At 57.6% G+C, this 22,012-nt stretch carries 24 protein-coding genes; 13 read left to right on the top strand and 11 right to left on the bottom strand.

Annotated elements, in window-relative coordinates; genetic code table 11:
* The first annotated feature begins 1 nt into the window (after nucleotide 1).
* The 4 genes from ACT2B1_RS18050 (at nucleotide 2) to ACT2B1_RS18035 (ending at nucleotide 2,852) form a co-directional block, all read left to right on the top strand.
* A complete protein-coding gene (locus tag ACT2B1_RS18050) occupies nucleotides 2–1,210 on the top strand; it encodes a flagellin N-terminal helical domain-containing protein (protein WP_481668302.1) in 1,209 nt (402 codons plus the stop codon).
* Nucleotides 1,211–1,288: 78 nt separating this feature from the next.
* Nucleotides 1,289–1,663, top strand: a complete 375-nt coding sequence (flaF, locus tag ACT2B1_RS18045; RefSeq protein WP_481668301.1) for a flagellar biosynthesis regulator FlaF — start codon at nucleotides 1,289–1,291, stop codon at nucleotides 1,661–1,663.
* Complete coding sequence (gene flbT, locus ACT2B1_RS18040) at nucleotides 1,663–2,064, top strand: flagellar biosynthesis repressor FlbT (RefSeq protein ID WP_481668300.1); 402 nt, start codon at nucleotides 1,663–1,665, stop codon at nucleotides 2,062–2,064. Before flaF ends, flbT begins: the two co-directional genes overlap by 1 nt.
* Entirely contained in the window at nucleotides 2,061–2,852 is a 792-nt protein-coding gene (locus ACT2B1_RS18035; RefSeq protein ID WP_171240166.1) for a DUF1217 domain-containing protein, read from the top strand. Before flbT ends, ACT2B1_RS18035 begins: the two co-directional genes overlap by 4 nt.
* An 88-nt stretch (nucleotides 2,853–2,940) precedes the next feature.
* On the opposite strand, the gene ACT2B1_RS18030 is transcribed toward ACT2B1_RS18035, so the two are convergent.
* From ACT2B1_RS18030 to ACT2B1_RS18020, 3 genes are all read right to left on the bottom strand, one after another.
* A complete protein-coding gene (locus ACT2B1_RS18030) occupies nucleotides 2,941–4,512 on the bottom strand; it encodes a DUF427 domain-containing protein (protein ID WP_171240167.1) in 1,572 nt (523 codons plus the stop codon).
* 105 nt (nucleotides 4,513–4,617) lie between these two features.
* Nucleotides 4,618–5,319 (bottom strand): winged helix-turn-helix domain-containing protein, encoded by a 702-nt coding sequence (locus tag ACT2B1_RS18025; RefSeq protein ID WP_171126381.1) that lies wholly within the window; start codon nucleotides 5,317–5,319, stop codon nucleotides 4,618–4,620.
* On the bottom strand, nucleotides 5,291–5,578 hold the full coding sequence (locus ACT2B1_RS18020; RefSeq protein WP_171126380.1) for a hypothetical protein: 288 nt from the start codon (nucleotides 5,576–5,578) through the stop codon (nucleotides 5,291–5,293). Before ACT2B1_RS18020 ends, ACT2B1_RS18025 begins: the two co-directional genes overlap by 29 nt.
* A 177-nt stretch (nucleotides 5,579–5,755) precedes the next feature.
* On the opposite strand from ACT2B1_RS18020, the gene ACT2B1_RS18015 reads away from it, so the two are divergent.
* The 4 genes from ACT2B1_RS18015 to ACT2B1_RS18000 all read left to right on the top strand — a co-directional run bounded on the left by ACT2B1_RS18015 (nucleotide 5,756) and on the right by ACT2B1_RS18000 (nucleotide 9,688).
* Nucleotides 5,756–6,223 carry a hypothetical protein gene (locus tag ACT2B1_RS18015; protein ID WP_171126379.1) on the top strand — a complete coding sequence of 156 codons (468 nt, stop codon included), beginning with the start codon at nucleotides 5,756–5,758 and terminating at the stop codon, nucleotides 6,221–6,223.
* 110 nt (nucleotides 6,224–6,333) lie between these two features.
* The gene (locus tag ACT2B1_RS18010; RefSeq protein ID WP_171240168.1) at nucleotides 6,334–6,951 is read left to right on the top strand and encodes a ribonuclease HII; all 618 of its coding nucleotides are present in this window, start codon (nucleotides 6,334–6,336) and stop codon (nucleotides 6,949–6,951) included.
* A 107-nt stretch (nucleotides 6,952–7,058) separates the two neighbouring features.
* Nucleotides 7,059–8,162, top strand: a complete 1,104-nt coding sequence (locus tag ACT2B1_RS18005; protein WP_171124496.1) for a site-specific DNA-methyltransferase — start codon at nucleotides 7,059–7,061, stop codon at nucleotides 8,160–8,162.
* 143 nt (nucleotides 8,163–8,305) lie between these two features.
* Complete coding sequence (locus ACT2B1_RS18000) at nucleotides 8,306–9,688, top strand: adenylate/guanylate cyclase domain-containing protein (protein ID WP_171240169.1); 1,383 nt, start codon at nucleotides 8,306–8,308, stop codon at nucleotides 9,686–9,688.
* Between the two features lie 82 nt (nucleotides 9,689–9,770).
* Here ACT2B1_RS18000 and ACT2B1_RS17995 read toward each other — a convergent pair whose 3' ends face one another.
* On the bottom strand, nucleotides 9,771–10,907 hold the full coding sequence (locus tag ACT2B1_RS17995; RefSeq protein WP_481668299.1) for an alkane 1-monooxygenase: 1,137 nt from the start codon (nucleotides 10,905–10,907) through the stop codon (nucleotides 9,771–9,773).
* Between the two features lie 59 nt (nucleotides 10,908–10,966).
* A complete protein-coding gene (mutY, locus tag ACT2B1_RS17990; RefSeq protein WP_481668298.1) occupies nucleotides 10,967–12,022 on the bottom strand; it encodes an A/G-specific adenine glycosylase in 1,056 nt (351 codons plus the stop codon).
* Nucleotides 12,023–12,103: 81 nt separating this feature from the next.
* On the opposite strand from mutY, the gene ACT2B1_RS17985 reads away from it, so the two are divergent.
* Nucleotides 12,104–12,610 (top strand): DUF721 domain-containing protein, encoded by a 507-nt coding sequence (locus tag ACT2B1_RS17985; protein ID WP_171124490.1) that lies wholly within the window; start codon nucleotides 12,104–12,106, stop codon nucleotides 12,608–12,610.
* 14 nt (nucleotides 12,611–12,624) lie between these two features.
* Nucleotides 12,625–13,287 (top strand): DsbA family protein, encoded by a 663-nt coding sequence (locus ACT2B1_RS17980; RefSeq protein ID WP_171124488.1) that lies wholly within the window; start codon nucleotides 12,625–12,627, stop codon nucleotides 13,285–13,287.
* A 35-nt stretch (nucleotides 13,288–13,322) separates the two neighbouring features.
* Here the strand turns inward: ACT2B1_RS17980 and lpxK are convergent, their stop codons facing one another.
* The 5 genes from lpxK to ACT2B1_RS17955 all read right to left on the bottom strand — a co-directional run bounded on the left by lpxK (nucleotide 13,323) and on the right by ACT2B1_RS17955 (nucleotide 19,472).
* Nucleotides 13,323–14,321 carry a tetraacyldisaccharide 4'-kinase gene (gene lpxK / locus ACT2B1_RS17975; RefSeq protein WP_481668297.1) on the bottom strand — a complete coding sequence of 333 codons (999 nt, stop codon included), beginning with the start codon at nucleotides 14,319–14,321 and terminating at the stop codon, nucleotides 13,323–13,325.
* A gap of 4 nt (nucleotides 14,322–14,325) precedes the next feature.
* Nucleotides 14,326–15,543: a 3-deoxy-D-manno-octulosonic acid transferase gene (locus ACT2B1_RS17970; RefSeq protein ID WP_481668296.1), complete on the bottom strand. Its 1,218-nt coding sequence runs from the start codon at nucleotides 15,541–15,543 to the stop codon at nucleotides 14,326–14,328.
* Nucleotides 15,540–16,340 carry a 3'(2'),5'-bisphosphate nucleotidase CysQ gene (locus tag ACT2B1_RS17965; protein ID WP_171240172.1) on the bottom strand — a complete coding sequence of 267 codons (801 nt, stop codon included), beginning with the start codon at nucleotides 16,338–16,340 and terminating at the stop codon, nucleotides 15,540–15,542. Before ACT2B1_RS17965 ends, ACT2B1_RS17970 begins: the two co-directional genes overlap by 4 nt.
* The gene (locus ACT2B1_RS17960) at nucleotides 16,327–17,673 is read right to left on the bottom strand and encodes a TldD/PmbA family protein (protein WP_171240173.1); all 1,347 of its coding nucleotides are present in this window, start codon (nucleotides 17,671–17,673) and stop codon (nucleotides 16,327–16,329) included. Before ACT2B1_RS17960 ends, ACT2B1_RS17965 begins: the two co-directional genes overlap by 14 nt.
* 275 nt (nucleotides 17,674–17,948) lie before the next feature.
* Nucleotides 17,949–19,472 carry a DUF2125 domain-containing protein gene (locus ACT2B1_RS17955; protein WP_481668295.1) on the bottom strand — a complete coding sequence of 508 codons (1,524 nt, stop codon included), beginning with the start codon at nucleotides 19,470–19,472 and terminating at the stop codon, nucleotides 17,949–17,951.
* Between the two features lie 139 nt (nucleotides 19,473–19,611).
* Here ACT2B1_RS17955 and ACT2B1_RS17950 point away from each other — a divergent pair, with 139 nt between their 5' ends.
* From ACT2B1_RS17950 to ACT2B1_RS17940, 3 genes are read left to right on the top strand one after another with little or no spacing between them, the layout of a single operon-like run.
* Nucleotides 19,612–20,355 carry an SDR family oxidoreductase gene (locus ACT2B1_RS17950; protein ID WP_171124475.1) on the top strand — a complete coding sequence of 248 codons (744 nt, stop codon included), beginning with the start codon at nucleotides 19,612–19,614 and terminating at the stop codon, nucleotides 20,353–20,355.
* A complete protein-coding gene (locus ACT2B1_RS17945) occupies nucleotides 20,352–20,960 on the top strand; it encodes an enoyl-CoA hydratase/isomerase family protein (protein WP_171240176.1) in 609 nt (202 codons plus the stop codon). Before ACT2B1_RS17950 ends, ACT2B1_RS17945 begins: the two co-directional genes overlap by 4 nt.
* Nucleotides 20,957–21,694: a VOC family protein gene (locus ACT2B1_RS17940; protein WP_481668294.1), complete on the top strand. Its 738-nt coding sequence runs from the start codon at nucleotides 20,957–20,959 to the stop codon at nucleotides 21,692–21,694. Before ACT2B1_RS17945 ends, ACT2B1_RS17940 begins: the two co-directional genes overlap by 4 nt.
* Here the strand turns inward: ACT2B1_RS17940 and ACT2B1_RS17935 are convergent, their stop codons facing one another.
* Nucleotides 21,695–21,991: an HNH endonuclease gene (locus ACT2B1_RS17935; RefSeq protein WP_254428817.1), complete on the bottom strand. Its 297-nt coding sequence runs from the start codon at nucleotides 21,989–21,991 to the stop codon at nucleotides 21,695–21,697.
* Nucleotides 21,992–22,012: the final 21 nt, after the last annotated feature.

Below are 22,012 nucleotides of genomic sequence, written 5' to 3'. Positions count from 1 at the left end.
TATGTCCATTCTGACCAACAACGGCGCTATGGTTGCGCTGCAAACCCTGAAATCGGTCAACAAGAACCTGGCCACGACCCAGAATGCGATTTCGACCGGTAAAGATGTGGCGACGGCCAAGGACAATTCGGCAGTCTGGGCCATCTCGAAAGTCATGGAATCCGATGTGAAGGGTTTTAACGCGATCAAGGACAGTCTGGCGCTGGGTGAATTGACCGTTGCGGTGGCGCGGAATGCCTCGGAAACTGTGACCGACCTTCTGAACCAGATGAAGGGCAAGATCGTCGCGGCGCAGGAAGACAACGTGGATCGCGGCAAAATCAATGCGGACGTGACCGCCCTGCGCGATCAGATCACTGCCGTTGTTGGGGCAGCCCAGTTCAACGGGCTCAACCTTGTCAACGGATCGGCGGCCTCGGCCTCGATCTTGTCCTCGCTGGACCGCGATTCGACTGGTGCCGTGACCGCCTCGTCGATCACCGTAGCTGGACAGGATCTGTCGGTTGGTGGTTACACAGCCAATGACATCTTCTCGGGCAGTTCGGCGGGGGCGTCTGCAAACGGTGATACCGTAGCTATCGCGCTGGATAATGGTGGCGGCAACGAGCAGATTGAAATTGCAGAAAACGCCACGGCTTTTGCTGCCGGGGACAGTGTCAGCCTGACCGTTGGCGATCAGACTGTGTCTTACACCGTGACTGCAGACGATGCGGCGGCAACAACCACGGCTGATATCGTTGCCGTTGCCCTGAAAGGCAAGATTGATGATCTGGGCATCACCGGTTTGACCGTGGACTTTGACAGCGGCACGCCGGGCACCCTTGATTTCACTAACGCTGGTGGCAATGACCTGACTGTCAGTGGCCAGTTTGCCAATGCCGGTTCCGGCGGTCTGGGTGCGCTGGCTGGCATCGATGTATCCACCGCAGCGGGCGCAACCGCTGCTCTGGGCACCATCGAAGGTCTGATCGACACCGCTATTGACGCCTCGGCGGCCTTTGGCTCGTCGCAGGGCCGGATTGAAACCCAGAAAGAGTTCATCTCGAATCTGGCAGATTCATTTAAGTCCGGTATCGGCTCGCTGGTGGACGCCGACATGGAAGAGACCTCGGCCCGTCTACAGGCCTTGCAGGTTCAACAGCAGTTGGCCACGCAGTCTCTGTCGATCGCGAACCAGGCTCCGCAGTCGGTCCTGTCGTTGTTCCGTTAATCTTAAAACCCTGGTCGGGGCGTTAGAAAGGCGCCCCGACTCTGATTGCCAAAAGACGGACTATTGGAAGGATTTCAAGTGACACCGCAAACCATGGCACACCGCGCCTATGCCCAAACCGCGGCTCCGACACGTACGCCACGGGATACCGAATACGAGGCCATTTCGAAAATCACACATCGCCTCAAAGCCGCTGCCGCCCGACAGAAATCCGACTTTGGCGGATTTGTTCAGGCATTGCATGAAAATCGTCGTTTGTGGTCAGTTCTGGCTAGCGGCGTTGCGGATTCAGAAAATGCTCTTCCAAACGCACTGCGCGCGCGGATTTTCTATCTGGCCGAGTTCACCGAGCAGCACAGCAGTCAGGTGTTGGGAAAGAAGGCAAGTGTCGATCCGTTGCTTGAAATCAACATGGCCGTCCTGCGCGGTTTGCGACAGATGAGGGCAACTTAATGGGCGGGCTGGTTTTGAAACTCGCCCCAAAAGAGCGGGTGTTGATCAACGGAGTCGTCTTGGAAAACGGGGATCGGCGCAGTCGGTTTTCGATTATGACGCCGCAAGCGAATGTCTTGCGCCTGCGCGATGCTATTCACCCGGACGAGGTCAATACGCCTGTGCGCCGCGTGTGCTATGCCGCGCAGCTAGTTTTGTCAGGAGACATGGAGCCTGAAGACGCAAGGCAGCAATTGCTGCGCCGCGTTGAAAAGCTAAGCCAGGTGTTCACGGATGCTGACAGTCGCAAGGTCCTCGCGGAAGCCACTGATGCGCTGCTAGCTGAGCAATACTACAAGTGTCTCAAGGCTCTTCGCGCGCTGCTGCCGAGGGAAGAGCGGTTGATGGCTTACCGGCAATGACGTTTCAACCTGTTGTACCGGTCGGGGGCATCGTGGGGTGGCGCTTTCTTCAACGTAGCTACGACACTCAGCTAGAAAGCTTTTCTTCGTCGGCGGTTAACGAACGAGAAACCCGGTACTTTCTGGAAAACATCGGCAAGGTTCAGACAGCCGAAGATTTGGTCTCGGATCGCCGTTTACTGCAGGTTGCGCTAGGGGCATTCGGATTGGAAGGTGATCTGAATAACCGTTATTTCATTCAAAAAGTGCTGTCCGACGGCACTTTTGCCGATGACGCGCTGCCCAATCGGTTGTCGGACAAAAGGTATCGCGAGTTTTCCGAGGCTTTCGGCCTGGGTCCGGGTGAAATTCGCCGAACCGGTCTTCAGAGTTTTATGGAAGATATCGCGCAGGACAACTTGGTCTCACGGTTTGAGGCTGCCGTGGGTGAGCGTGATGAGACAATGCGCATATCACTGTATGCGCAACATGCTCTGGCGGAATTGGCAGTTCAGGAAAGTGGGGCTGACACCAAATGGTTCGACTTGATGGGCCTGCCGCCATTGCGCAACATGATGGAAACAGCGCTTGGCCTTCCTTCAAGCTTTGCTCAGTTGGATATCGACAAACAGCTTGTTGAGTTCAAGGACAGGTTAAAAGGTCTCACTGGTTCAGATGATCTGGCGCAGTTTTCGGATAAGGCGGCGATCAATCGGCTGACGGACCAATTTCTGGCGCGAAGCCAGGTCGCACAGCTCCAAAGCACGATATCACCCGCACAAACTGCGTTAATTCTTCTTGGGGGCTGAATTCATCAACGCGCTCGTCTTAAGGGCCGGGCCGTTCAGTTGTTTCCGCTTTGGCCAGACACCACCATGCTGCAGGACTGCGACTGGCTCAGGAATTCAGCACAGCATCCGCCGAAGTTCTGAGCGCGAAGGACGACACAGGCCGTGAAACATTGTGAAGCTTAACGTCCCCCAATGGCACGGCGTCGGCGCAGGCGGGTGCTATGTCAGCCGACACGACGATCCGGTGATCCACCGTCTTGCCGTATTCACCTAACCGCGCCGCGATGTTTGCGGCCTGCCCAATAACGGTAAAGTCCAGCCGTTCGCGTGAGCCGACATTGCCGTATGTCACACGTCCGTAAGCAACGCCAATAGAACAGTCACAATGCAGGTCAGAGCCCGCCTGACGCAGATCGCCCAGCTTCTCGACGATTTCAACGGCCGTACGCTGCGCGTTGCTGCGGGCGGTCATCGCATCGTCACCTTCCGGAAAAACGGCCAAAACCGCGTCGCCGATGAATTTCAGAACCTCGCCGCCATTGTCGTGCACAATATCCGACACAGTGTCGAAAAAGTCATTCAGCAGGACAATATAGTCCGTTCGCCCAAGCCGCTCTTCCAGGATGGTCGAGTTGCGAAGATCACAAAACATGATGGCCGCGTCGATTTCGTCACCATCGCCACGCCGGATTTCGCCCCCCAGAACGCGTGCGCCCGATCGCTTGCCAACATAGGTCTCTAGCAGAACCTGCGCGTTTTCACGCTGCATGAAGACTTCGTAGAACCGTGCAATGACCGATGAGCATTCAAACACCAACCCCAGATTTTCCGTGGTGAAGCCATCGGGATGATCGCAGGTCAACGTCAGTACATTGGTGCGGCCGTCCGAAAAGGGAAGCGGCATTGCGACATAGTCGGTTGCCCCCTTGGCGCGCAAATCCTCCATGATTGGAAAGCTATTGTGAGGGTTGTCGTCATTCAGCCTTTGGCGCACACCACCCAGCCCGTTCGACACATGCCGAAGCGGGCTGTTGATATAGGCCGGGTGATCGTGAATTTCGTATGTCGGTACGTTGGTCGAGATTTCGGCCTCACCCTTTTCCCAGATATAGTGTTTACCTGCGATCAGGGGGTGTAGCGACCAGACCAGAATGCTGAGGCGCTGAATCGCTATCCCGTGTTCCAGCATCTTCTCGGCCAGCGCCTTGGTGAAGTCTTCAGAGGTCGTAAGCTCGGACGCGCCGCGCATCAGCCAGTCAATCAAAGGACCGCTGATACTGCCATCATCGGGTTCCCGAAGCCGATTTTCGCCTAGGTCGATCCGGTCATAGGCTGACGACAGGAAACCGATATGACCCTGAATCGCTTTGCTTTCCGGCAAAGCTTCTTCATAGGCCCAGACACTGTTTTGCAGGCGTTGACCGTTCAAAACGACGTCGTGATAGGTCGCGGTTCCTTTGAATGGGCAAAAGGTCTGCAACTCGGTCTCTTCGCCAAGATCTGCACATACGTCCTCGCGGGGGATGTAGATTGTTGGGGACAGCCGGGTTTCATACATGACCTTGGCATTATCGCTTTTGGCCAAAAGCACATCGCCGCGGTAGATCGCGACCGATCCGTTCAACGATTCGACCGAAATTCGATACCCTGTGGATTGCGGTGTGGCGTGGACGTTCATGATCAACCTCCGAGGCGCGGGTTCCCTAATGATGGGCATTTTTCCCGAATTTCCAAGGGGCAGAGATGACGGTTTCCCGGATAACCAGTGTGCGGAACCGTTTGGTCAGACCATCTGAATTACATCTTTGTCGATCGACAACATATAGCCTTTCTTAGCGATATTCTTGACCAGCAACTCACTGACCATCTGGTTTCCTAAGGCATCACGCAGCCGCTTGATCCGCGTCGCACCAGCGGCTTCTTCGCAATCCGAGGCGTCTTTGCCGGAAATGACGGCCTCAATCTGGGCGCCGGACAGCATTTCGTCGTCCAGTCTGGACTCGGCCAGAACCGCCAGCGTTTCCATCGCGGCAGGTGTCAGTTTGAAGTCCATATTGTTCAGATAAACCGTGTTTTCTTCGCGGCTGATCAGCAACGAGGTCACCTGAATGCCCGTCCTTTCGATCTGCGCCATCCGTCGGTTCAGCAGCACGAGCATCACCAGAAACACCAGCGCCGTGACGAGCATGGTGCTGGCGAAGACCAAAAGAACAAAAATGACCATCCTGTAGCTGGACAGAGTATCCGCAAAGGCTGTTCCCGATTGTGCGAGAATTTCCAGCAGGCGGATCTCGGCCGGCGAGGTCAGGTCGCTTTCGACAAACAGCCGCTCAACGCGCGCGTTAAAGGCGTTGGCGTCGGGCAAGGTCCAGAACAGAAAAATGGCGGCGGTTATCAGAATCAGAACGATCGCCGCAATGCCGACGCCGACCAGCCGTGTCCCGGATCGCCGCGCTTCAGTAACGGAGATAGAATTTTCCGGCATTGGCCTTCCTTTTGTCCAACCCATCCGGCCCAAACACCGACATCACGTTCAGCAAGGTCCATCCTGAGCCGCGCAGGCGTTGCGAGATCTCTTTTTTTGCCTTGCCCTTGTCGCAGGCGGATACCTGCATGACGCCGTAGTGCAGGCGCAAAGGATTGTCCTGTTTGGCCTTGTAATCGGCATAGCATCCCGCCGCGGATGCGGCAGTACCGACCGATATCAGGGCGCAGACAGCCAGAGAAGAGAAGATCTGTTTCATAGGCTGCATCCTGCGCATGGCTCGGCGCGATATTCAATAACTCAAGGGGTTTCGCGGCGCTGATATTTGATAACACCCGCCCGTTATTGCGTGTCTTTCAGGGCTGCGACCAGTGTTGAGGTAAGGAAAACGGCCACCGCGCCGGATCGCCCTAGCACTTGGAAAAGGACAAATACCATGCACCGGAAATTCATTGCTCTGATCGTGGCCACGGCAATTGCCATCACCGGCGTTTCTGTGTCTCAGGCGCGGGCCGCAGATGCCAGGGATATACTCGGAGGGTTGGCCGCCATCGCGCTGATCGGCGCTGGTGTCCACTACTACAACAAAGAGAAAGACAAAGAGCGCGCCAGCCGAAACCGGGCACCTGTCTACAAGGCCAAGCCCGACCCCTCTTATTATCCTGTGCGTCCGCTACCGGGCCGTGTTGCCAAATACGACTTGCCACAAAAATGCCTGCGCACATTCGATAGATATTCGGCAAAGCGTCCGCTGCTGGGGCCTGGGTGTCTGAAGAAGCATTACAAGCATGTCAAAAGCCTGCCGCCAGAGTGCAAGGTCGGTTTCTGGAACGGCAAAAAAGTCAAGCGCGCTTATGAGCCTACCTGCCTACGCCAAAAAGGATACCGCGTGGTTTACCAGTAATCGCGTTCGAGCAGGAGCGGCGTCACAGAAGCGCCGCGGGGAAGGGGGCAGCGCAGTCTGCCCCCTCCTTTTTGCTTGCGATCGGTCTTGAAACACGGTCTTTCCAAGGCATGACGAAACCTGATTATGAATTGGAAAAAGCCGCCATTGCGCAGGGCTATAAACGGATCGCGGGTGTGGATGAGGTTGGCCGTGGTCCGTTGGCAGGCCCGGTGGTTGCTGCGGCGGTGATCCTGAACGCCGATGACATCCCCGAGGGGCTGAACGATTCAAAGAAGCTGACTGCCAAGCGCCGTGCCGGTCTGGATGCCGAAATACGCGCGCGGGCTGAGTTCGCAATAGCCGAAGCAAGTGTTGCTGAGATCGACGAACACAACATCTTGCGTGCCTCGCATCTTGCGATGGAACGGGCTGTGGCCGCGCTGGACCCGCCGCCAGACTATCTTTTGATTGATGGAAACCTGATTCCGCACGGGCTGACGATCCCTTCTCAGGCCGTGGTTAAAGGCGATGCGCACTCGGTGTCGATTGCAGCCGCATCTATCATTGCAAAAAACTGGCGCGATCAGGTGATGGTGGATTTGGCGCAACAGCATCCCGGCTATGGATGGGAGACAAACGCCGGTTACCCGTCAAAACAACACAGGGAGGCGCTGCAAAATCTTGGTGTGACCCCACACCATAGACGTTCGTTTAAACCTGTACACAATATCTTGTATCAAGAGTAAATCGTAAGTCGCTGATTCAAAAAAGAAATTGACGGCGAATCGTCTTTGACTCATCCTTGTATCAACCAAATGAGCGCAAAAGCGCCGTGGATACTTGAGGCAGTATAATGACGACAACCACCAAAAAGGGCGCAAAAGCGCTCCCTTTAAACACGATTCTATCCGGTGACTGCATCGACGTGATGAACAGTCTGCCCGAGGCATCGGTTGACCTGATCTTTGCGGACCCACCCTATAATTTGCAGTTGAAAGGTCAGTTACACCGGCCTGATAACAGTCAGGTGGATGCGGTTGATGACCACTGGGATCAGTTTTCCAGCTTTGCGGTCTATGACCAATTCACACGCGATTGGCTGAAGGCAGCGCATCGGCTGCTAAAGCCTAACGGCGCAATCTGGGTGATCGGCTCGTATCACAACATCTTCCGTGTGGGCTCGGCCCTGCAGGACGCGGGATACTGGATTTTGAACGACGTGGTGTGGCGCAAGTCGAACCCGATGCCGAATTTCCGTGGCAAGCGGTTCACCAACGCGCATGAGACGATGATCTGGGCGTCCAAGCGCGAGGGCGCGAAATACACGTTCAATTATGAGGCGCTGAAGGCCCTGAACGAAGGTGTGCAGATGCGCAGCGACTGGGTGCTGCCGATCTGCACAGGGCATGAACGTCTGAAAGATGAAAACGGCGACAAGGCACATCCGACGCAAAAGCCGGAATCGCTGTTGCATCGGGTACTGATTGGCTCGACCAATCCCGGTGATGTGGTGCTGGATCCGTTCTTCGGCACGGGGACAACGGGTGCCGTCGCCAAGATGTTGGGGCGTGAGTTTATCGGCATCGAACGCGAGGAAAGCTATCGCAAGGTGGCCGAGAAACGCATCGCCAAGGTCCGTAAATTTGACCGCGAGGCGTTGGAGGTCAGCACCAGCAAACGCGCCGAGCCGCGCGTACCGTTCGGCCAGTTGGTCGAGCGCGGGATGCTACGCCCGGGTGAGGAATTGTACTCTATGAACCAGCGCCACAAGGCCAAGGTCCGCGCCGATGGCACGTTGGTGGGCGACAACGTCAAAGGCTCGATCCATCAGGTTGGGGCGCATCTGGAAAACGCGCCGTCCTGCAACGGCTGGACCTATTGGTGCTTCAAGCGCGACGGAAAGACCGTACCGATCGACGTGCTGCGTCAGCAGATCCGATCAGAGATGCATAACTGATTTCACGAACACCGCCGGTGCCTGTGGCCTGACACAAGGCACTAAGCCTTGCCCCGCCGATCTCGGCGGGGTCTTTTGTTTTTCGCATTCCCCTTTCGATGTGAGACTTCTAGGATGTGCAATGCACCGAAGGAGCTTCAGTCATGTCGGACACCGCAGCAAACGAAACTCGGTTCAGTCGATTTTTTGTGACGCGCCCGGATCAGTACGATCTGGATAACAAATATACCGAAGCCGCGTTAGAACGGCACAAGCGCGAAGGGCTGGAGCTGGCGGTCAGGGCGCGTTGGATCGCCATGGGTCTGACGGGAATATTGTTGATCTTCCTGAACCCGCATTGGGAAGTGATGTGGTATCATTTCATTCTGCTATTGATTTGCGCAAACGGCTGGTTGATCCGCAGGGCTGGTCAGGTTGGGCAATCGCGCACCGAACTTCTGCTGATCTTCGTGGACCTAGTGATCATGACCTTGGGCATGATCGTGCCCAACCCGTTCAGCGATGACGTGCGGCCATTGGCCATGCAGTACCGGTTCGACAACTTTCAGTATTTCTTCATTATTTTGGCCGCAGGTACGCTGGCCTATTCATGGCGCACGGTTGTTGCAATCGGTTCGTGGACTGCGTTGATGTGGACAGCGGGCTGGCTGATTGCGTGGTGGGTCTCGACCCCGATACCGGGCATTAGTGAACGTGTCGCGCAGGCTTTGTCAGGTTACCCGGATGTGGCTGAACTGCTTGACCCCAACAGCTTTATGCCGTCGCAGCGGGTTCAGCAGGTGATCGTGTTTATGATGGTTGCTGTAACGCTTGGCATCTCGATGCGGCGTCTCAATCAACTGCTGTTGACCAATGCCGGGCTGGAGCGTGAGCGTGCAAACCTGTCCCGGTATTTCTCGCCAAATGTCGTCGATCAGTTAAGCCAGAATGATGAACCCCTCAAACAGGTGCGTAAGGAAAATATTGCGGTTCTGTTCATTGATATTGTCGGATTTACCAAATACGCCGCCGGGCGCGACCCTTATGAGGTGATCGAGGTTCTACGCGGTTTTCACGCCCGCATGGAGACCGAGGTCTTTCGGCATCATGGGACATTGGACAAGTATCTGGGCGACGGGTTGATGGCCACGTTTGGAACTCCGGTCCCAACCCCGCTGGATGCCACGAACGCTGTGGCCTGCGCCCGCGACATGGTGCGTGTAGTCGACCGTTGGAACGTCGAACGAAAACGTCAGGGTGAGCCCGAAATTCAAGTGGGCATTGGTGTCCACTATGGTTCGGTCGTACTGGGTGACATCGGGGCAAACAGGCTGGAGTTCGCCGTCATTGGCGATGCGGTCAACGTTGCGGCCAAGCTGGAAGCATTGACCCGCGATTTCGGCGCGCGTGCCGTTCTGAGTGATGCAATAAACGTGCAATTGCAACAAGAAGGCCAAAACCTACCGGAAGTGATGGAAGGTTTTGCCAAGTACGAAAACCAGACAGTACGCGGTGTCGAGGAGCGGATGGACGTCTGGGTGCTATAGGGGCGGTCTCCCGCCGATTTCATGTGCATCAAAGGTGCGAACAAATTCGTTGGGCCGGGCAGCGCGCTGATGCGCGCTGCGGTCAGGCCCTTGGCAAAGGATTTCGCGACGCGTTGTAGGGCGCCCAATCGGTGATTTCTGGATAATATTGCCGTCGCCAGGCCCGAACACGCGGGTTCATGACCCGGCGCCAAAGTGGTGGGACCATCGCGGCGACCGTCATCACCGGATAGCCAAATGGAAGTTGCGGCGCGGTGTCTTCCGAGTGATGTTGCAACAGCGGAAACCGGCGGTTGGGTTTGTAATGGTGATCCGAGTGCCTTTGCAGGTTGATCAGCAGCCAGTTGGACGCCTTTTGCGATGCGTTCCAAGAATGGCGCGGTAGAACGTGTTCGTATTTTCCATCACCCAGGTGTTTGCGCGTCAAGCCATAGTGTTCGACATAGTTGACCAGCTCAAGCTGCCAGATAGCGACGCCTGCCTGAAGCAGGAATAGGGCCAAGCCCGACCAGCCACCAATCAGAAATGCCAGCAACAGCATCCCACCCTGTAATGCCCAATACCGCCAGAAGGGGTTGGCGAGGTCGGTCCAGGGGCGGTTCTTGCGCGCCAGCTTGTCCTTTTCGGCGCGAAACGCCGACATCAGGCATTGCCACAAAACGCGGGGGTAGAACCGGTGAAACCCCTCGTTATAGCGCGCGGTTACGGGGTCCCGCGGGGTGCCGACATAACGGTGATGGACCAGCAGGTGTTCGGACCGGAAATGAGAATACAGGACCATCGCCAAAAGGATGTCGCTCAGCCAGCGTTCCAATCGGCCCTTTTGGTGCATCAATTCGTGGCTGTAGTTGATGCCGATCGTGCCTGAAAGAACACCCATTCCAAAAAACAGGCCGATTTTCGACAGTGATGACAGGTGATCCGTATGCGATGCGTACCAGATCAGGCCATGGAGAGTCAGAAACTGCGCCGGAACCCACGCTTTGGTCAACAGGATATACCATCGCAAGGTTGCGTCAGAGGTGTCGGGATCTGCGTTCCCCAGCTCAAGCCCCGTCAGCCGGTCCAATAGTGTAAAGGCCCACCAGGTCGACAGCGGCACCAGCAAGACCCACCATCCGCCCGCAAATGCGGTGATCCAGATCAGCGGGATCAGCAGGAAAGATACCCAGAACGGGAGGGCAGATTGCCAGCGACTGAGGGTTTCTGCTGCGATCATCGAGTGGCTCCGAACGATTGCGCCAAGATTAGTCCTAGTCTGGTATTCCGCACAATGGGTTACCGTGCGCGCCAAAGGTCATGCGCTTTGCGCATGACGGTCGGCAGATCGCTGGGTTGAAACCTATGTTTTTCCACGACAATCAGGTCTTCGGGACGCAAACCTCGGGGAAGCTGGGTGGTCCAAATTTGCAGGATCAGGTGGAAATGGGTGAACGTGTGGCGCACCTCACCCGAAAGCCGCTGCCATTCTGCTGGAAACGGAGGGGAATTCTCGGGCGCGTCGGACCAGTCCGAGCCCGGCCAGCCCAACATGCCACCTAACAGGCCTTTGTCCGGACGCCGTTCCATCAGCATGTCGCCATTTTCGGCCTGAGCAATATAGATATGCCCGAATCGCGTTGGTTTCGGTTTCTTGGGGATCTTCCGAGGCAGGTCAGCCTGAGTTCCGGCGCTGCGCGCCTGGCAGGGGTCGCGCAAAGGGCAGATGCCGCAAGCCGGGGACTTTGGCGTGCAGATTGTTGCCCCCAGATCCATCACCGCCTGCGCATAGTCGCCGGGTCTGCTGTCGGGCGTCAACACGGTGGCATGTTCCTTCAATACCGGTTTTGAACCCGGCAGGGGATCGTGAATATCGTAAAGGCGGGACATGACGCGTTCGACATTCCCGTCGAGCACAGTTTCGGGCCGGTCAAACGCAATCGCCGAGATTGCGGCAGCCGTATATGGGCCGATACCGGGCAGTTTCAGCAGGGCGTCATAGGTGTCGGGGAACGTTCCACCGTAATCATCTGCCACCACGCGCGCGCATTTCAACAGATTGCGGGCGCGGGCGTAATAGCCCAGCCCGGCCCACTCTGCCATGACTTGATCGTCGGGCGCTGATGCCAGAGCCTGAACGGATGGCCAGCGGGTCGCGAAGCGCAGGAAATAGTCCCGCACGGCAGCAACCGTGGTTTGCTGCAACATCACTTCGGACAGCCAGACGCGATAGGGATCGGGCTGCACCCCCGCAGCCCTGTCCGCAGGCCCGACCCGCCACGGCATTTCCCGCGCATGGCGGTCATACCAGGCCAGCAATTCCTTGCTTACGTTCAAATCGGCAGAGTCACGCAAGTTTTATGTATCTCCGTGTCGGGTTTCGCTGGCGCCCAGTGTCCTGCCCTTTACAATAGCGGCGCAGGAGTTGGAAACCAGATGCAGCGCAGACGTTCTTCGACCCGCGGGTTCAAACGCACCGCGACATTGCTGAACGACCAGATCAGGCACGCCGGTGAAAGCCGGGGGTTCGCCGTAACACGCCTTTTGACTCATTGGGCCGAAATTGTGGGTCAGGACATGGCCGCGATCGCGCGACCTGTGAAGGTTGGCTATGGAAAAGGCGGGATGGGGGCCACGCTGACTGTGCTGACCACCGGGCCGCAGGCTCCGATGCTGGAAATGCAAAAGGAACAATTGCGCGGTAAAGTGAACGCTGTCTACGGCTATAACGCGATCAGTCGGGTACGTATCACGCAGACAGCTCCGACCGGATTTGCCGAGGGGCAGGCCAGTTTCGACCACAAGCCGAAAGCGCCAAAACCCAAGATCGAACCAGAGATTGCGGCCGAGGCGGACCGCGCCGCGCGGGATGTTCACGACGGTGATCTGCGCGCAGCCCTTGAACGTCTGGGCCGTAACGTATTAACCAAACAAAAACGTTGAGAAAGGGCCATGACATGAGCCGTATTGCAACCGGAATCTGCGCGGCTGTCGCCATAGCCGCTGGCGGCTATTGGCTGTCGCTGTCCAATTCAAACTCTGCCTATCCGCTGATCAGCAGCGCCGAAGCGCAAGAGGCTGATCTGGACACATCGACCATCGTGGAAATGACACTGGGCGCCGAGGATGCCCCGGTAGAGATCATAGAATACGCATCCTATACCTGCCCGCATTGTGCAAATTTTCATGCTGGGCCGTACAAGCAACTGAAGAAAGACTTTATCGACACCGGTAAGGTCAAGTTCATCTATCGCGAAGTGTATTTTGACCGCTACGGCCTTTGGGCTTCAATGGTGGCGCGCTGCGGCGGGCCCGAGAAGTTCTTTGCTATTTCCGATCTGATTTATGATGGCCAGCCCGAATGGACCCGCGCTGGCGGCCCGGCTGAAATCGTGGATGAGCTGCGCAAGATCGGTCGTCTGGCCGGTATAGACAATGACCAGTTGGAAGCCTGCCTTCAGGACGGAACACGCGCGCAGACGCTGGTGGCCTGGTATCAGGAAAATGCCGAACGCGATGGCATCCAGGCAACCCCGTCGTTCCTTGTGAATGGCAAGAAGGTCGACAACCAGTCTTACGATGACTTCAAAAAGCTGATCGAAGACGAGCTGGGAAGCTAAGTCTTGGGATGGCCGGTCTTTGGACCGGCCACAGATCAAGGTGAAGGGGCGGCTTGCAGAAGCAATTGTTTGACTTTGTCGCCCTCGTTCACGTTCAGGCGCACCGGCAGGGTTATGACTTTGCTGCGAAACGCGACAGGCAGGCGCACGGCATCCTTCTCTGTCGTAACCATCTGCGCCCCAAGCGCGCGCGCCTCAGTCTCGAGCCGCGTCATTAGTGCTGGCGTCAAGGGCTGGTGATCATCCAACGCTTCGGCACGCAAAAGGGTGGCACCCTGCTGGCGAAGGGTTGCAAAGAATTTCTCGGGATGGCCAATACCAGCAAAGGCCAGCACAGGCGTATCGGCCCAGTCCATTCCTGTTTGCAAAGGGGCAACCGCGCCGGTCGCATGGGGTACGGTCAGGGCGTTTCCCCAAGTATCCGCGAACTGGTTCTGCGCGTTTTGCTGTCCCAACGAAAGCACAAGATCGGCGCGTTTCAGGCCAATGTCGACGGGTTCCCGAAGGGGGCCAGCAGGAAGACACTGGCCGTTTCCAAAACCCCGCTCCGCGTCCACAACGATGATCGAGAAATCTTTGGTAACAGACGGGTTTTGAAACCCGTCATCAAGGACGATGACCGTGGCGCCTTCGGCTGCGGCAGCGCGCGCACCTGCCGCGCGGTCCTTGGCGACCCAAACATCTGCAAATGCTGCAAGGAGCAGCGGTTCGTCACCAACTTCGGCGGCGGAATGTTTGGCGGGATCAACCCGAACAGGGCCTTCCAGCGACCCCCCATGTCCACGAGTAACCACATGCGTTGTGTGCCATGCGTCGCGCAATTGTTCGATGATCCAGATCACGGTTGGGGTTTTGCCCGTTCCACCCGCGTTCAGGTTACCGACGCAAATGACGGGCACACCGGGGTTCAGACCCGGCCCCGAGGCTACCCGGCGCGCGGTGGCGGCTGCGTAAATACGCCCCAGCGGTGACAGAACCCGCGCTTGCAGGGTCAATCTGTCGGGAGTGGTGTTCCAGAAGTCAGGTGCTCGCATCAACTCAACTCCGCTGATCCAGACAATCCTGCACGATGTCGATCAGGTGATCTGCCTGGGGTGCGCCCTCGGTCACGATCTGCCATCCGGCCAAGGCCATGTCCGCTGCGCAATCCGGGGCCAGAAGAGAGACAACGGCATCACCAAGCTCAGTCGCGGATTTTACGGTTCGTGCCGCATTTGCCCGGTCCAATTGATCGTACAGTTGCTGATGGCGATGCACAAATGGGCCGTGAATGACCGCAGAGCCAAGCGCGGTCGCGATCAGCGGTTCCTGTCCGCCCGCGCCGCGTTCCAGAGAACTGGCCATGAAGGTCACAGGTGAGACACGTTGCCAAAGCCCCAGATCTTCAGGCTCTGCCGACAGGATGACCTGAGTGTTGTCTTCGATGGTTCCGCCATCGTCCCAGTTAATACAGCGCAGGTCCATGGATTCCAGGCGTCTGTGCAACGGACCGGCTTCGGAAATGTCGGCGACGTGAAGGACAAGCGCCAGTCGGGGCAGCATCCGCATGGCCTGACGATGCGCGCTGAGGACCGAGATGAACTCTTTGTCCTGAACCCATGCCGCCAGCCAGACCGGTCGGCCCGAAAAGGCATGCGTCATCTCGATCAACTCGTCTTCCGGCCAGGGGCGTGGGTTGGGGCTGACATGCAGGGGCGGAGAGACCTCGGCCTTGGACGAGGAGACACCCAACCGGCGAATATGGCGCACGACGTCCGGCGTGGTCGCAAGGATCGTGTGGAAACAGTCAAACGTATATCGGGTAATGTCCGGCAGCCAGCGCCCACCGCGTGCGACTTTGATGTCGACTTTAGCCTCGATCAGGATCAGGGGAATATCCCGCTCGGATGCGCGGGTGATCAGGTTGGGCATAAGCCCGCCGCCGATCCAAAGCCCGATATCCGGGCGCCAATGGTCCAGAAAAGCGCGGGCCGCACCGGTTTGTTCCGCAGGCAGATTAACCAACGGATGCGGGCAGGCATCCCATCTGGAAAGATCCGCCTCGGGCGGTGCAGACATGATGATCGAAAGTGTAGGGCGGGATTGCCGCAACCGCTGGCAAAAGTCGACGGCCGCGCGTTGCCGGTCCTGTGCTCCGACGTGGATCCAGATCACCTCACCATCAGGTCTGGGAATATAGGGATCGTCTGTCGCGTTGGGCACGCCCCAGGACAGGATGCGATACGCTGCAAGGCTGAGTGAGCGCGGCTTGCTCATGGGATAATCCCCGAGCCCCGCGGGTCAAGCTGTTCGAAAAGCAGATCGTGAACGGCAGTGCCAGCCGCAATAACTCCGGTCAGTCGGGGATGGGGGTTGTTGAACCGCAACGGCTGTCCAGCACGGTCCGAGCATACCCCACCCGCCTCACGAATGATCAGGTCCCCGGCGGCGATATCCCATTCCCAACTGGGGCGAAGCGTCAGCATTCCGTCGAACCGGCCCTGAGCCACAAGCGCCAGACGATAGGCCAGCGAAGGTCGATAATTGCGAAGGAACTCGGGCGGGTGACCGTGCAGCCAATGGCGTGCGTCCAGATTGGGTTTTGCAGCCAGTATTTCGGCGGACTTCAAATCAGTGACGCCAGATACCCGGATCGGCGCGCTGTTCAGCGTCGCGCCTTGTCCCTTGGCGGCCGCATACAGCAAATCGCGACGCGGCAGGTAGATCACCGCCGCCGTCACCTCGCCATCTTCCGCAATGGCCAGAGAATGCGCCCATGTGCGTGACCCTTCGGCAAAACTGCGTGTGCCATCAATCGGGTCGATGATGAACACGCGGGATTTGCTCAACCGGTCCTGCGAATCCTCGGTCTCTTCGCTGAGCCAACCGTAACCGGGCCGGGCGGCAGGAAGATCCCGTTCAAGCATCGCGTTGACGGCCAGATCAGCCTCGGTGACCGGTCCTGCGCCATCCGGTTTGTCCCAGCGCCGCGCAGAACTGCCCGTGTAGCGCGTGGCGATCTTTCCGGCCTCCAGTGCGGCATCAATCAGCAGAGGCAGGTCAGTTGCCGGCAAGTGTCATTCCTTCGATCAGCAAGGACGGAACCACACGGGACAGGTATGTCCGCGCGTCGTTTGCCGGAATGATCCGTTCGAGCATATCGCGTAAGTTGCCTGCGATGGTGCATTCGTTGACCGGATAGGCAATCTCGCCGTTTTCGACCCAGAAACCGGATGCACCGCGCGAATAGTCGCCCGTGTTCGGGTTGATCGTCGATCCGATCATTGAAGTTACAAGCAACCCTGTGCCCATGTCGCGCAGCAATTCCGCTCGGCTTTGATCCCCTTGTGTCAGGCTCAGGTTCCAGTTGCTGGGCGATGGTGGGCCGGACACGCCCCGCGCGGCGTTCCCGGTTGATGCCATATCAAGCTTGCGCGCACTGGACAGGTCAAGGGTCCAGCCGGTCAGGGTGCCGCCTTCAACGATGGCCCTGCGTCGGGTGGGCAGACCTTCGGCATCGAAGGGGCGCGAACCCGAAATACGCGGGCGGTGCGGGTCTTCGATCAGCGACAGGTGGTCAGGCAGAACCTGTTCACCCAGACGATCGGACAGCCAGGATGCGCCACGCGCGATGGCCGCGCCGTTGCTGGCCCCCAGAAGATGACCAATCAGCGATGACGAAATGCGCTCATCAAACAGAACCGGATACGTCCCTGTTGCGGGTTGGCGGGCGCCGACCTGTTGCACGGCGCGTTCTCCGGCACTTTGGCCGATATCAGCCGGGCTGCGCAGGTCTGACTGGAACGTGCGGCTGTCGCCGTCGTAATCACGCTCCATCCCGGTGCCTTCACCCGAGATCGCAACGCAGGATGTGGATCGGCTGCTGCGCACATAGCCGCCGGAAAACCCGTTCGTGGCGGCCAGATGGACGCGATGCGTCCCGTATGAGGCGGCCGCGTCAGAAACTTGAGTAACGCCCTGAACGGAAAGCGCCGCTGCCTCGGCCGCCAGCGCGTCCTGCATCAGATCTTCGGCAGAAGGTTCAGCTGTAGGGTCAAAGAGTTCCAGTGCCTCAATGTCCCAATCCGTTGCAAGCTGGTCAGATTGGGCAAGGCCTGTATAGGGGTCTTCGGGTGCTTCACGCGCCATGGCAACAGCGCGTTCGGCCATAGCCTTCAGGGTTTCCGGGCGGCTGTCCGAGCTGGAAACAATAGCTTGGCGTTTCCCGAGAAAAACGCGCAGCCCCAAATCGGTACCTTCCGACCGTTCCGCATGTTCCAGCGCCCCGCCACGGACCTCGACCGAGACCGATGATCCGTCAAGCACGATGGTATCTGCTGCTTCGGCTCCGGCTTTTATGGCCGTTTCCAACAGGACTTGGCTGATGTCTTCAGGTGTTCGGGTCATGAGGTCTCCGGTCTGTATATATTGGACCTAGCGTTGCACCGCGCCGCTCGCAAGACCTGAAGCCGGGCAAGGGCGAATCCGGAATTCAAACTATGGTGCAAATTGGACCCTGGTGAGGTTTTCGACGCAGCTCCAAGGGTCGCTGATCACGGCACATTGCCTGAAACTATGGAAATCAGCTTGCCGGATCGGGCCTGTGCCTTCGTCCGTCAATCTGATCTGACAGCCTGGCAGCAGCGTCGAGAGAAGGCCGGTTGGCCTTCTCTCGCAAATGGTTACTTGAGGCGTTGACCGTTGGCCACGATATGCCCGTCTTCGGTAAACTCGATTTTCGAGTTCAGCGTATCGGGTTCTTCGCCGGGAACAGCCATCAAACCCATCATCATCCTCGCGCCCAGTGCGTCGCTGTCCGAAATCAGGCCCATGCCGATCAGTTTGTCGATCAGTGTATTCGCGCCAGTCAGCGTCAGGTTTGCAGCCCCTGTCGGGTTAGGCAATCCGCCTAGTTCCTCGGTGTTGCTGTTGTCGAAGGTAAAGTCACCGGTACCCGTCAACTTTGCCCCGACAAGCGAGATCAGCAATTCGTTGATCTTGAGAGAGTGCAGTTCGCCCGGCGCGTCTTCGGCGAATTCCAGCGATTCTACGGCTTCGGGATCGAAGAAGTTGGTCAGGACCTTGGCTGTGCCCGAAGTATCAATCGAAATTGTGGCCGGATCGCGCGGAAGTGCGCCCGCCGGATCAAACATGCTCCACAGGACGTCGGACATGGTGAAATCGGTCATGTTGATGGCAAATCCAAAGGGCTGGATTTCTTCGGACTGCTGAATGGGAAACTCGAACTTCAGCCCGGCATTGGCCATTGCTATTTCGATCGGGAAAGGAAGATCGGCGGTTGTCACAGCCAGTTTTGCGCTGTTTTGCTCTACGTCATAGGCCAGCCGCTGTGCGTCAAAGCTGGCGGCAAAGCGGCCGCCCTCGGACTCGCTGCCCATCGAGAACGCCTCGCCATCGCTGGTGCCCGCCATCGCGGTCGTGCCAGAGCCGTATGTGAACAGGCCCGAAAACTCGAACCCGGCTTCGTAAAAGGCTTGCGGGTCCGACATGTCAAAATCGGACGGGATCACGCTGGTGCCTTCAAAATCAAGCTGGCTGAGGTTGCCGTCGATCTTTGCGGTTTCGTCGCTTTCGGGATCTTCGAATACCAGACCATAGGTCAGTCCAGCGGCCTTGAACGTCTGATCAACACTGCGGTTTTCGCCAACCTTCATCCGCGAACTGCCGGTCAGGTCGTTCATTTCCATATTGGCGCCAAGGATATCGCCGGGCATTTCTTCACCGTTGACCTCTACACCATCCAGCTTGATGCCAAGCGAGGCTGCGGAATAGTCATAGGTCATATCTTCGGGCGCCCCGGATACAACCATTTCAAGACCGTTATGGGTGTAGAGAATATTGGCCGAGAAAGTCTCGCCCTCACCCTCGCCTGAAACGGTCATGGGGAAGCTTTCGGGGAAACCGATGCTGACAGTCCCGTCCCCGTTTTCGGTAAGGGTCATCTGCGGAACCAGCATCTGGAATGTGGCGTCTTCCTCTGGCAGAGCCATTGCGATGCTCATGTCGCTGACGCTCGTCACGTTTCCGTCTACGGATTGTTCGCCGGACACGGTATATCCCATCTGGGTAAGATAGGACTGCCAGTCGTTCCAGACATCCTGCGCGGTCAAATCGGCCAGCGCGCCCTGAGTCACAATGGCATAGGCAAATACTGCGCCGCAGCTACGGCGAAGAAAAACGGACATTACAGAACCCTTCTTGATAAATCTTGCGCGCATCGTCGTGTCTGTGGCGGCGGGCGTCAAGGGGCAAGGGGTGGACCCTTTCCCCCTTCGCACGGTAGAGGTTCACACAATTTAAAAACAACGGAGGTACAGGGTTCATATGCAAGGAAAAACCGTACTGATCACAGGGGCAAGCCGCGGCATCGGGGCCGAGGCTGGGCGTGTTTTTGCCGCAGCCGGGGCAAACGTCGCTCTGGTCGCGCGCAGCCGCGATCAAATTGCAACCCTGGCCGACGCGCTGGGCGAAAACGCACTGGCACTGCAATGCGACGTGAGCGATTTTGCTCAGGTGGAACAAGCCGTTGCCGATTGCGTGGACAGGTTTGGTGGATTGGACGTTTTAATCGGGAATGCAGGTGTTATTGACCCGATCTTTCACATGTCCAGCGCCGATGTCGCGGCGTGGAGCAGTGCGATCGACATCAACCTGAAGGGGGTCTTTTACGGAATGCGCGCGGCACTGCCCGTGATGCGTGCGGCCGGTGGCGGCACTGTGCTGACCGTATCCTCAGGCGCGGCATCAAACCCTATCGAGGCGTGGAGCCATTATTGCGCCTCGAAAGCGGGGGCGAAGATGCTGACTGAGTGCTTGCATCTTGAAGAAGCTATTCACGGCATCCGCGCGATGGGGTTGTCGCCCGGAACCGTCGCCACCGATATGCAGCGCGTCATCAAGGCCAGCGGCATCAACGCGGTAAGCCAACTTGATTGGAGCGATCATATCCCGGCTGATTGGCCTGCCCGTGCGTTGCTTTGGATGTGTTCCGAGGATGCGGATGAGTTTCTGGGCACTGAAATTTCGCTTAGGCGCGAAGACATTCGGCAAAGGGTGGGGCTGACGTGATCCAACTGACCAAGACTGACGGGTTGTGGACCGTCACTCTGAACAACCCGGGCAAGGCCAATGCATTGACCGGGGCGATGCTAGCCGAACTGTGTGAAATCGCAGAAAATGCGACTGAGGCTCGCGCCCTGATCCTGACCGGTGCAGGAAAGGTTTTCAGCGCCGGTGCCGATCTGGACGAAGCCCGCGCGGGCCTTGCGACCTCGGACCTGTGGGAGCGTTTGTCAGGTGCCATCGCCGCCTTGCCATGCCTGACGGTCGCTGCGCTGAACGGCACTTTGGCCGGTGGTGCCAATGGTATGGTTCTGGCTTGCGATCTGCGCATTGCGGTGCCATCGGCCCAGTTCTTTTACCCGGTGATGAAGCTTGGTTTTCTGCCACAACCTTCGGACCCAAAGCGTATGGCAGCATTGATCGGCCCGGCACGCACCAAGATGATTTTGATGGCGGGACAAAAGATAACTGCGGATGAGGCGTATTCCTTTGGTCTGGTGGATAGCGTTGTAGAACCTGACCTGCTGATGCAAACGGCGCATGAACTGGTTTCCGACAGTGTGCAGGCCGATCCCAGAATCGCGCAGGGTATCGCAAGGCTGTGCGAATGAGGTTATCCGCCCTTCGGTTGCGCGTGTCTGATCCGGAACGATTGTCGGCATTTTATCGGGACATTCTTGGCATGACTGTCCAAGGCCAAGGGGTGTGCCAACGTGTCGGCTACGGCGGCCCTGACGCCGACGTGGTCATGATGCCAGGTGGCGGCAAATACAGCCACGATCAGGGGCAACGATATTGGAAGATCGGAATAACCCTGCCGGATGTGGATCTGGCGGCGACCCTCCTGCGTGAAAAGGGGGTGGAGGTTTCGGAGCCGAAGCAATTTCGGGATATCGGTTACATGTGCCATCTCAAAGACCCCGAGGGCTTCGTGATCGAACTCTTGCAGTGGGATTTTGAAGGTAATCGGCCTGAAAATGCGGCCACTTCGTCACACCCCTTTACAGAAGCGCGTCTTGGTCAGATCACGCTGCGCACGGGCGATATCGCTGCCGAGGATGCATTTTGCCGCGTGCAGGGGATGCGCTTGTTGTCTATGCAGGATGTTGCCCAATACGGGTTTGACCTGCATTTCTATGCGTTCACGGATGAAACGCCCCCAAATGCGGATTTATGGGCTGTCGAAAACCGGGAATGGCTGTGGAAAAGGCCGTATACCACGCTGGAGTTTCAGCATGTTGCCGGTGGAACGTTCGCGCCTTCCCCGGACTATCGCGGGCTTGAGGTCAGCGGGCTTTCGTCCCCGGTACGGGACGCGTTTGGGGATCAAGTTTGGCCCGAATAACTATCGCGCACGCCTGCGCCCCGGCACTTTCGAGCGAAAACTGGGCGGGCGCTTGCGAACCCAAGTCAGGAATTTTTCCAACCTTGGATGAGCGCGCAAAGCCTCTACTGTATTGAATTCCCGCGCCAACTGGCCCTCGGTCAGGGTTGCGTGGATTTCTTTGTGGCAGATCACGTGCAGTAAAACGGTGGGCCCGCCCTTGCCCCCTTTGAGTTTTGGGATCAGATGGTGCAGGCTGCCGTGCCCATCTGGTATCGGACGGTCGCAAAGTGGGCAGATTGGATCAATTTCTGACATAACTTGGCAAGAGTTGCGTCG

This window comes from Ruegeria sp. S263, from assembly GCF_056780525.1.
This window is presented reverse-complemented; position numbering and strand designations above follow the sequence as displayed.

Excerpts from the sequence above, each read along its gene's own strand:
- ACT2B1_RS18050 (WP_481668302.1), top strand. The coding sequence starts at position 2 with ATGTCCATTCTGACCAACAACGGCGCTATGGTTGCGCTGCAAACCCTG.
- flbT (WP_481668300.1), top strand. The coding sequence starts at position 1,663 with ATGGGCGGGCTGGTTTTGAAACTCGCCCCAAAAGAGCGGGTGTTGATC.
- ACT2B1_RS18035 (WP_171240166.1), top strand. The coding sequence starts at position 2,061 with ATGACGTTTCAACCTGTTGTACCGGTCGGGGGCATCGTGGGGTGGCGC.
- ACT2B1_RS18030 (WP_171240167.1), bottom strand. The coding sequence starts at position 4,512 with ATGAACGTCCACGCCACACCGCAATCCACAGGGTATCGAATTTCGGTC.
- ACT2B1_RS18025 (WP_171126381.1), bottom strand. The coding sequence starts at position 5,319 with ATGCCGGAAAATTCTATCTCCGTTACTGAAGCGCGGCGATCCGGGACA.
- ACT2B1_RS18020 (WP_171126380.1), bottom strand. The coding sequence starts at position 5,578 with ATGAAACAGATCTTCTCTTCTCTGGCTGTCTGCGCCCTGATATCGGTC.
- ACT2B1_RS18015 (WP_171126379.1), top strand. The coding sequence starts at position 5,756 with ATGCACCGGAAATTCATTGCTCTGATCGTGGCCACGGCAATTGCCATC.
- ACT2B1_RS18010 (WP_171240168.1), top strand. The coding sequence starts at position 6,334 with ATGACGAAACCTGATTATGAATTGGAAAAAGCCGCCATTGCGCAGGGC.
- ACT2B1_RS18005 (WP_171124496.1), top strand. The coding sequence starts at position 7,059 with ATGACGACAACCACCAAAAAGGGCGCAAAAGCGCTCCCTTTAAACACG.
- ACT2B1_RS18000 (WP_171240169.1), top strand. The coding sequence starts at position 8,306 with ATGTCGGACACCGCAGCAAACGAAACTCGGTTCAGTCGATTTTTTGTG.
- ACT2B1_RS17995 (WP_481668299.1), bottom strand. The coding sequence starts at position 10,907 with ATGATCGCAGCAGAAACCCTCAGTCGCTGGCAATCTGCCCTCCCGTTC.
- ACT2B1_RS17985 (WP_171124490.1), top strand. The coding sequence starts at position 12,104 with ATGCAGCGCAGACGTTCTTCGACCCGCGGGTTCAAACGCACCGCGACA.
- ACT2B1_RS17980 (WP_171124488.1), top strand. The coding sequence starts at position 12,625 with ATGAGCCGTATTGCAACCGGAATCTGCGCGGCTGTCGCCATAGCCGCT.
- lpxK (WP_481668297.1), bottom strand. The coding sequence starts at position 14,321 with ATGCGAGCACCTGACTTCTGGAACACCACTCCCGACAGATTGACCCTG.
- ACT2B1_RS17970 (WP_481668296.1), bottom strand. The coding sequence starts at position 15,543 with ATGAGCAAGCCGCGCTCACTCAGCCTTGCAGCGTATCGCATCCTGTCC.
- ACT2B1_RS17960 (WP_171240173.1), bottom strand. The coding sequence starts at position 17,673 with ATGACCCGAACACCTGAAGACATCAGCCAAGTCCTGTTGGAAACGGCC.
- ACT2B1_RS17955 (WP_481668295.1), bottom strand. The coding sequence starts at position 19,472 with ATGTCCGTTTTTCTTCGCCGTAGCTGCGGCGCAGTATTTGCCTATGCC.
- ACT2B1_RS17950 (WP_171124475.1), top strand. The coding sequence starts at position 19,612 with ATGCAAGGAAAAACCGTACTGATCACAGGGGCAAGCCGCGGCATCGGG.
- ACT2B1_RS17940 (WP_481668294.1), top strand. The coding sequence starts at position 20,957 with ATGAGGTTATCCGCCCTTCGGTTGCGCGTGTCTGATCCGGAACGATTG.
- ACT2B1_RS17935 (WP_254428817.1), bottom strand. The coding sequence starts at position 21,991 with ATGTCAGAAATTGATCCAATCTGCCCACTTTGCGACCGTCCGATACCA.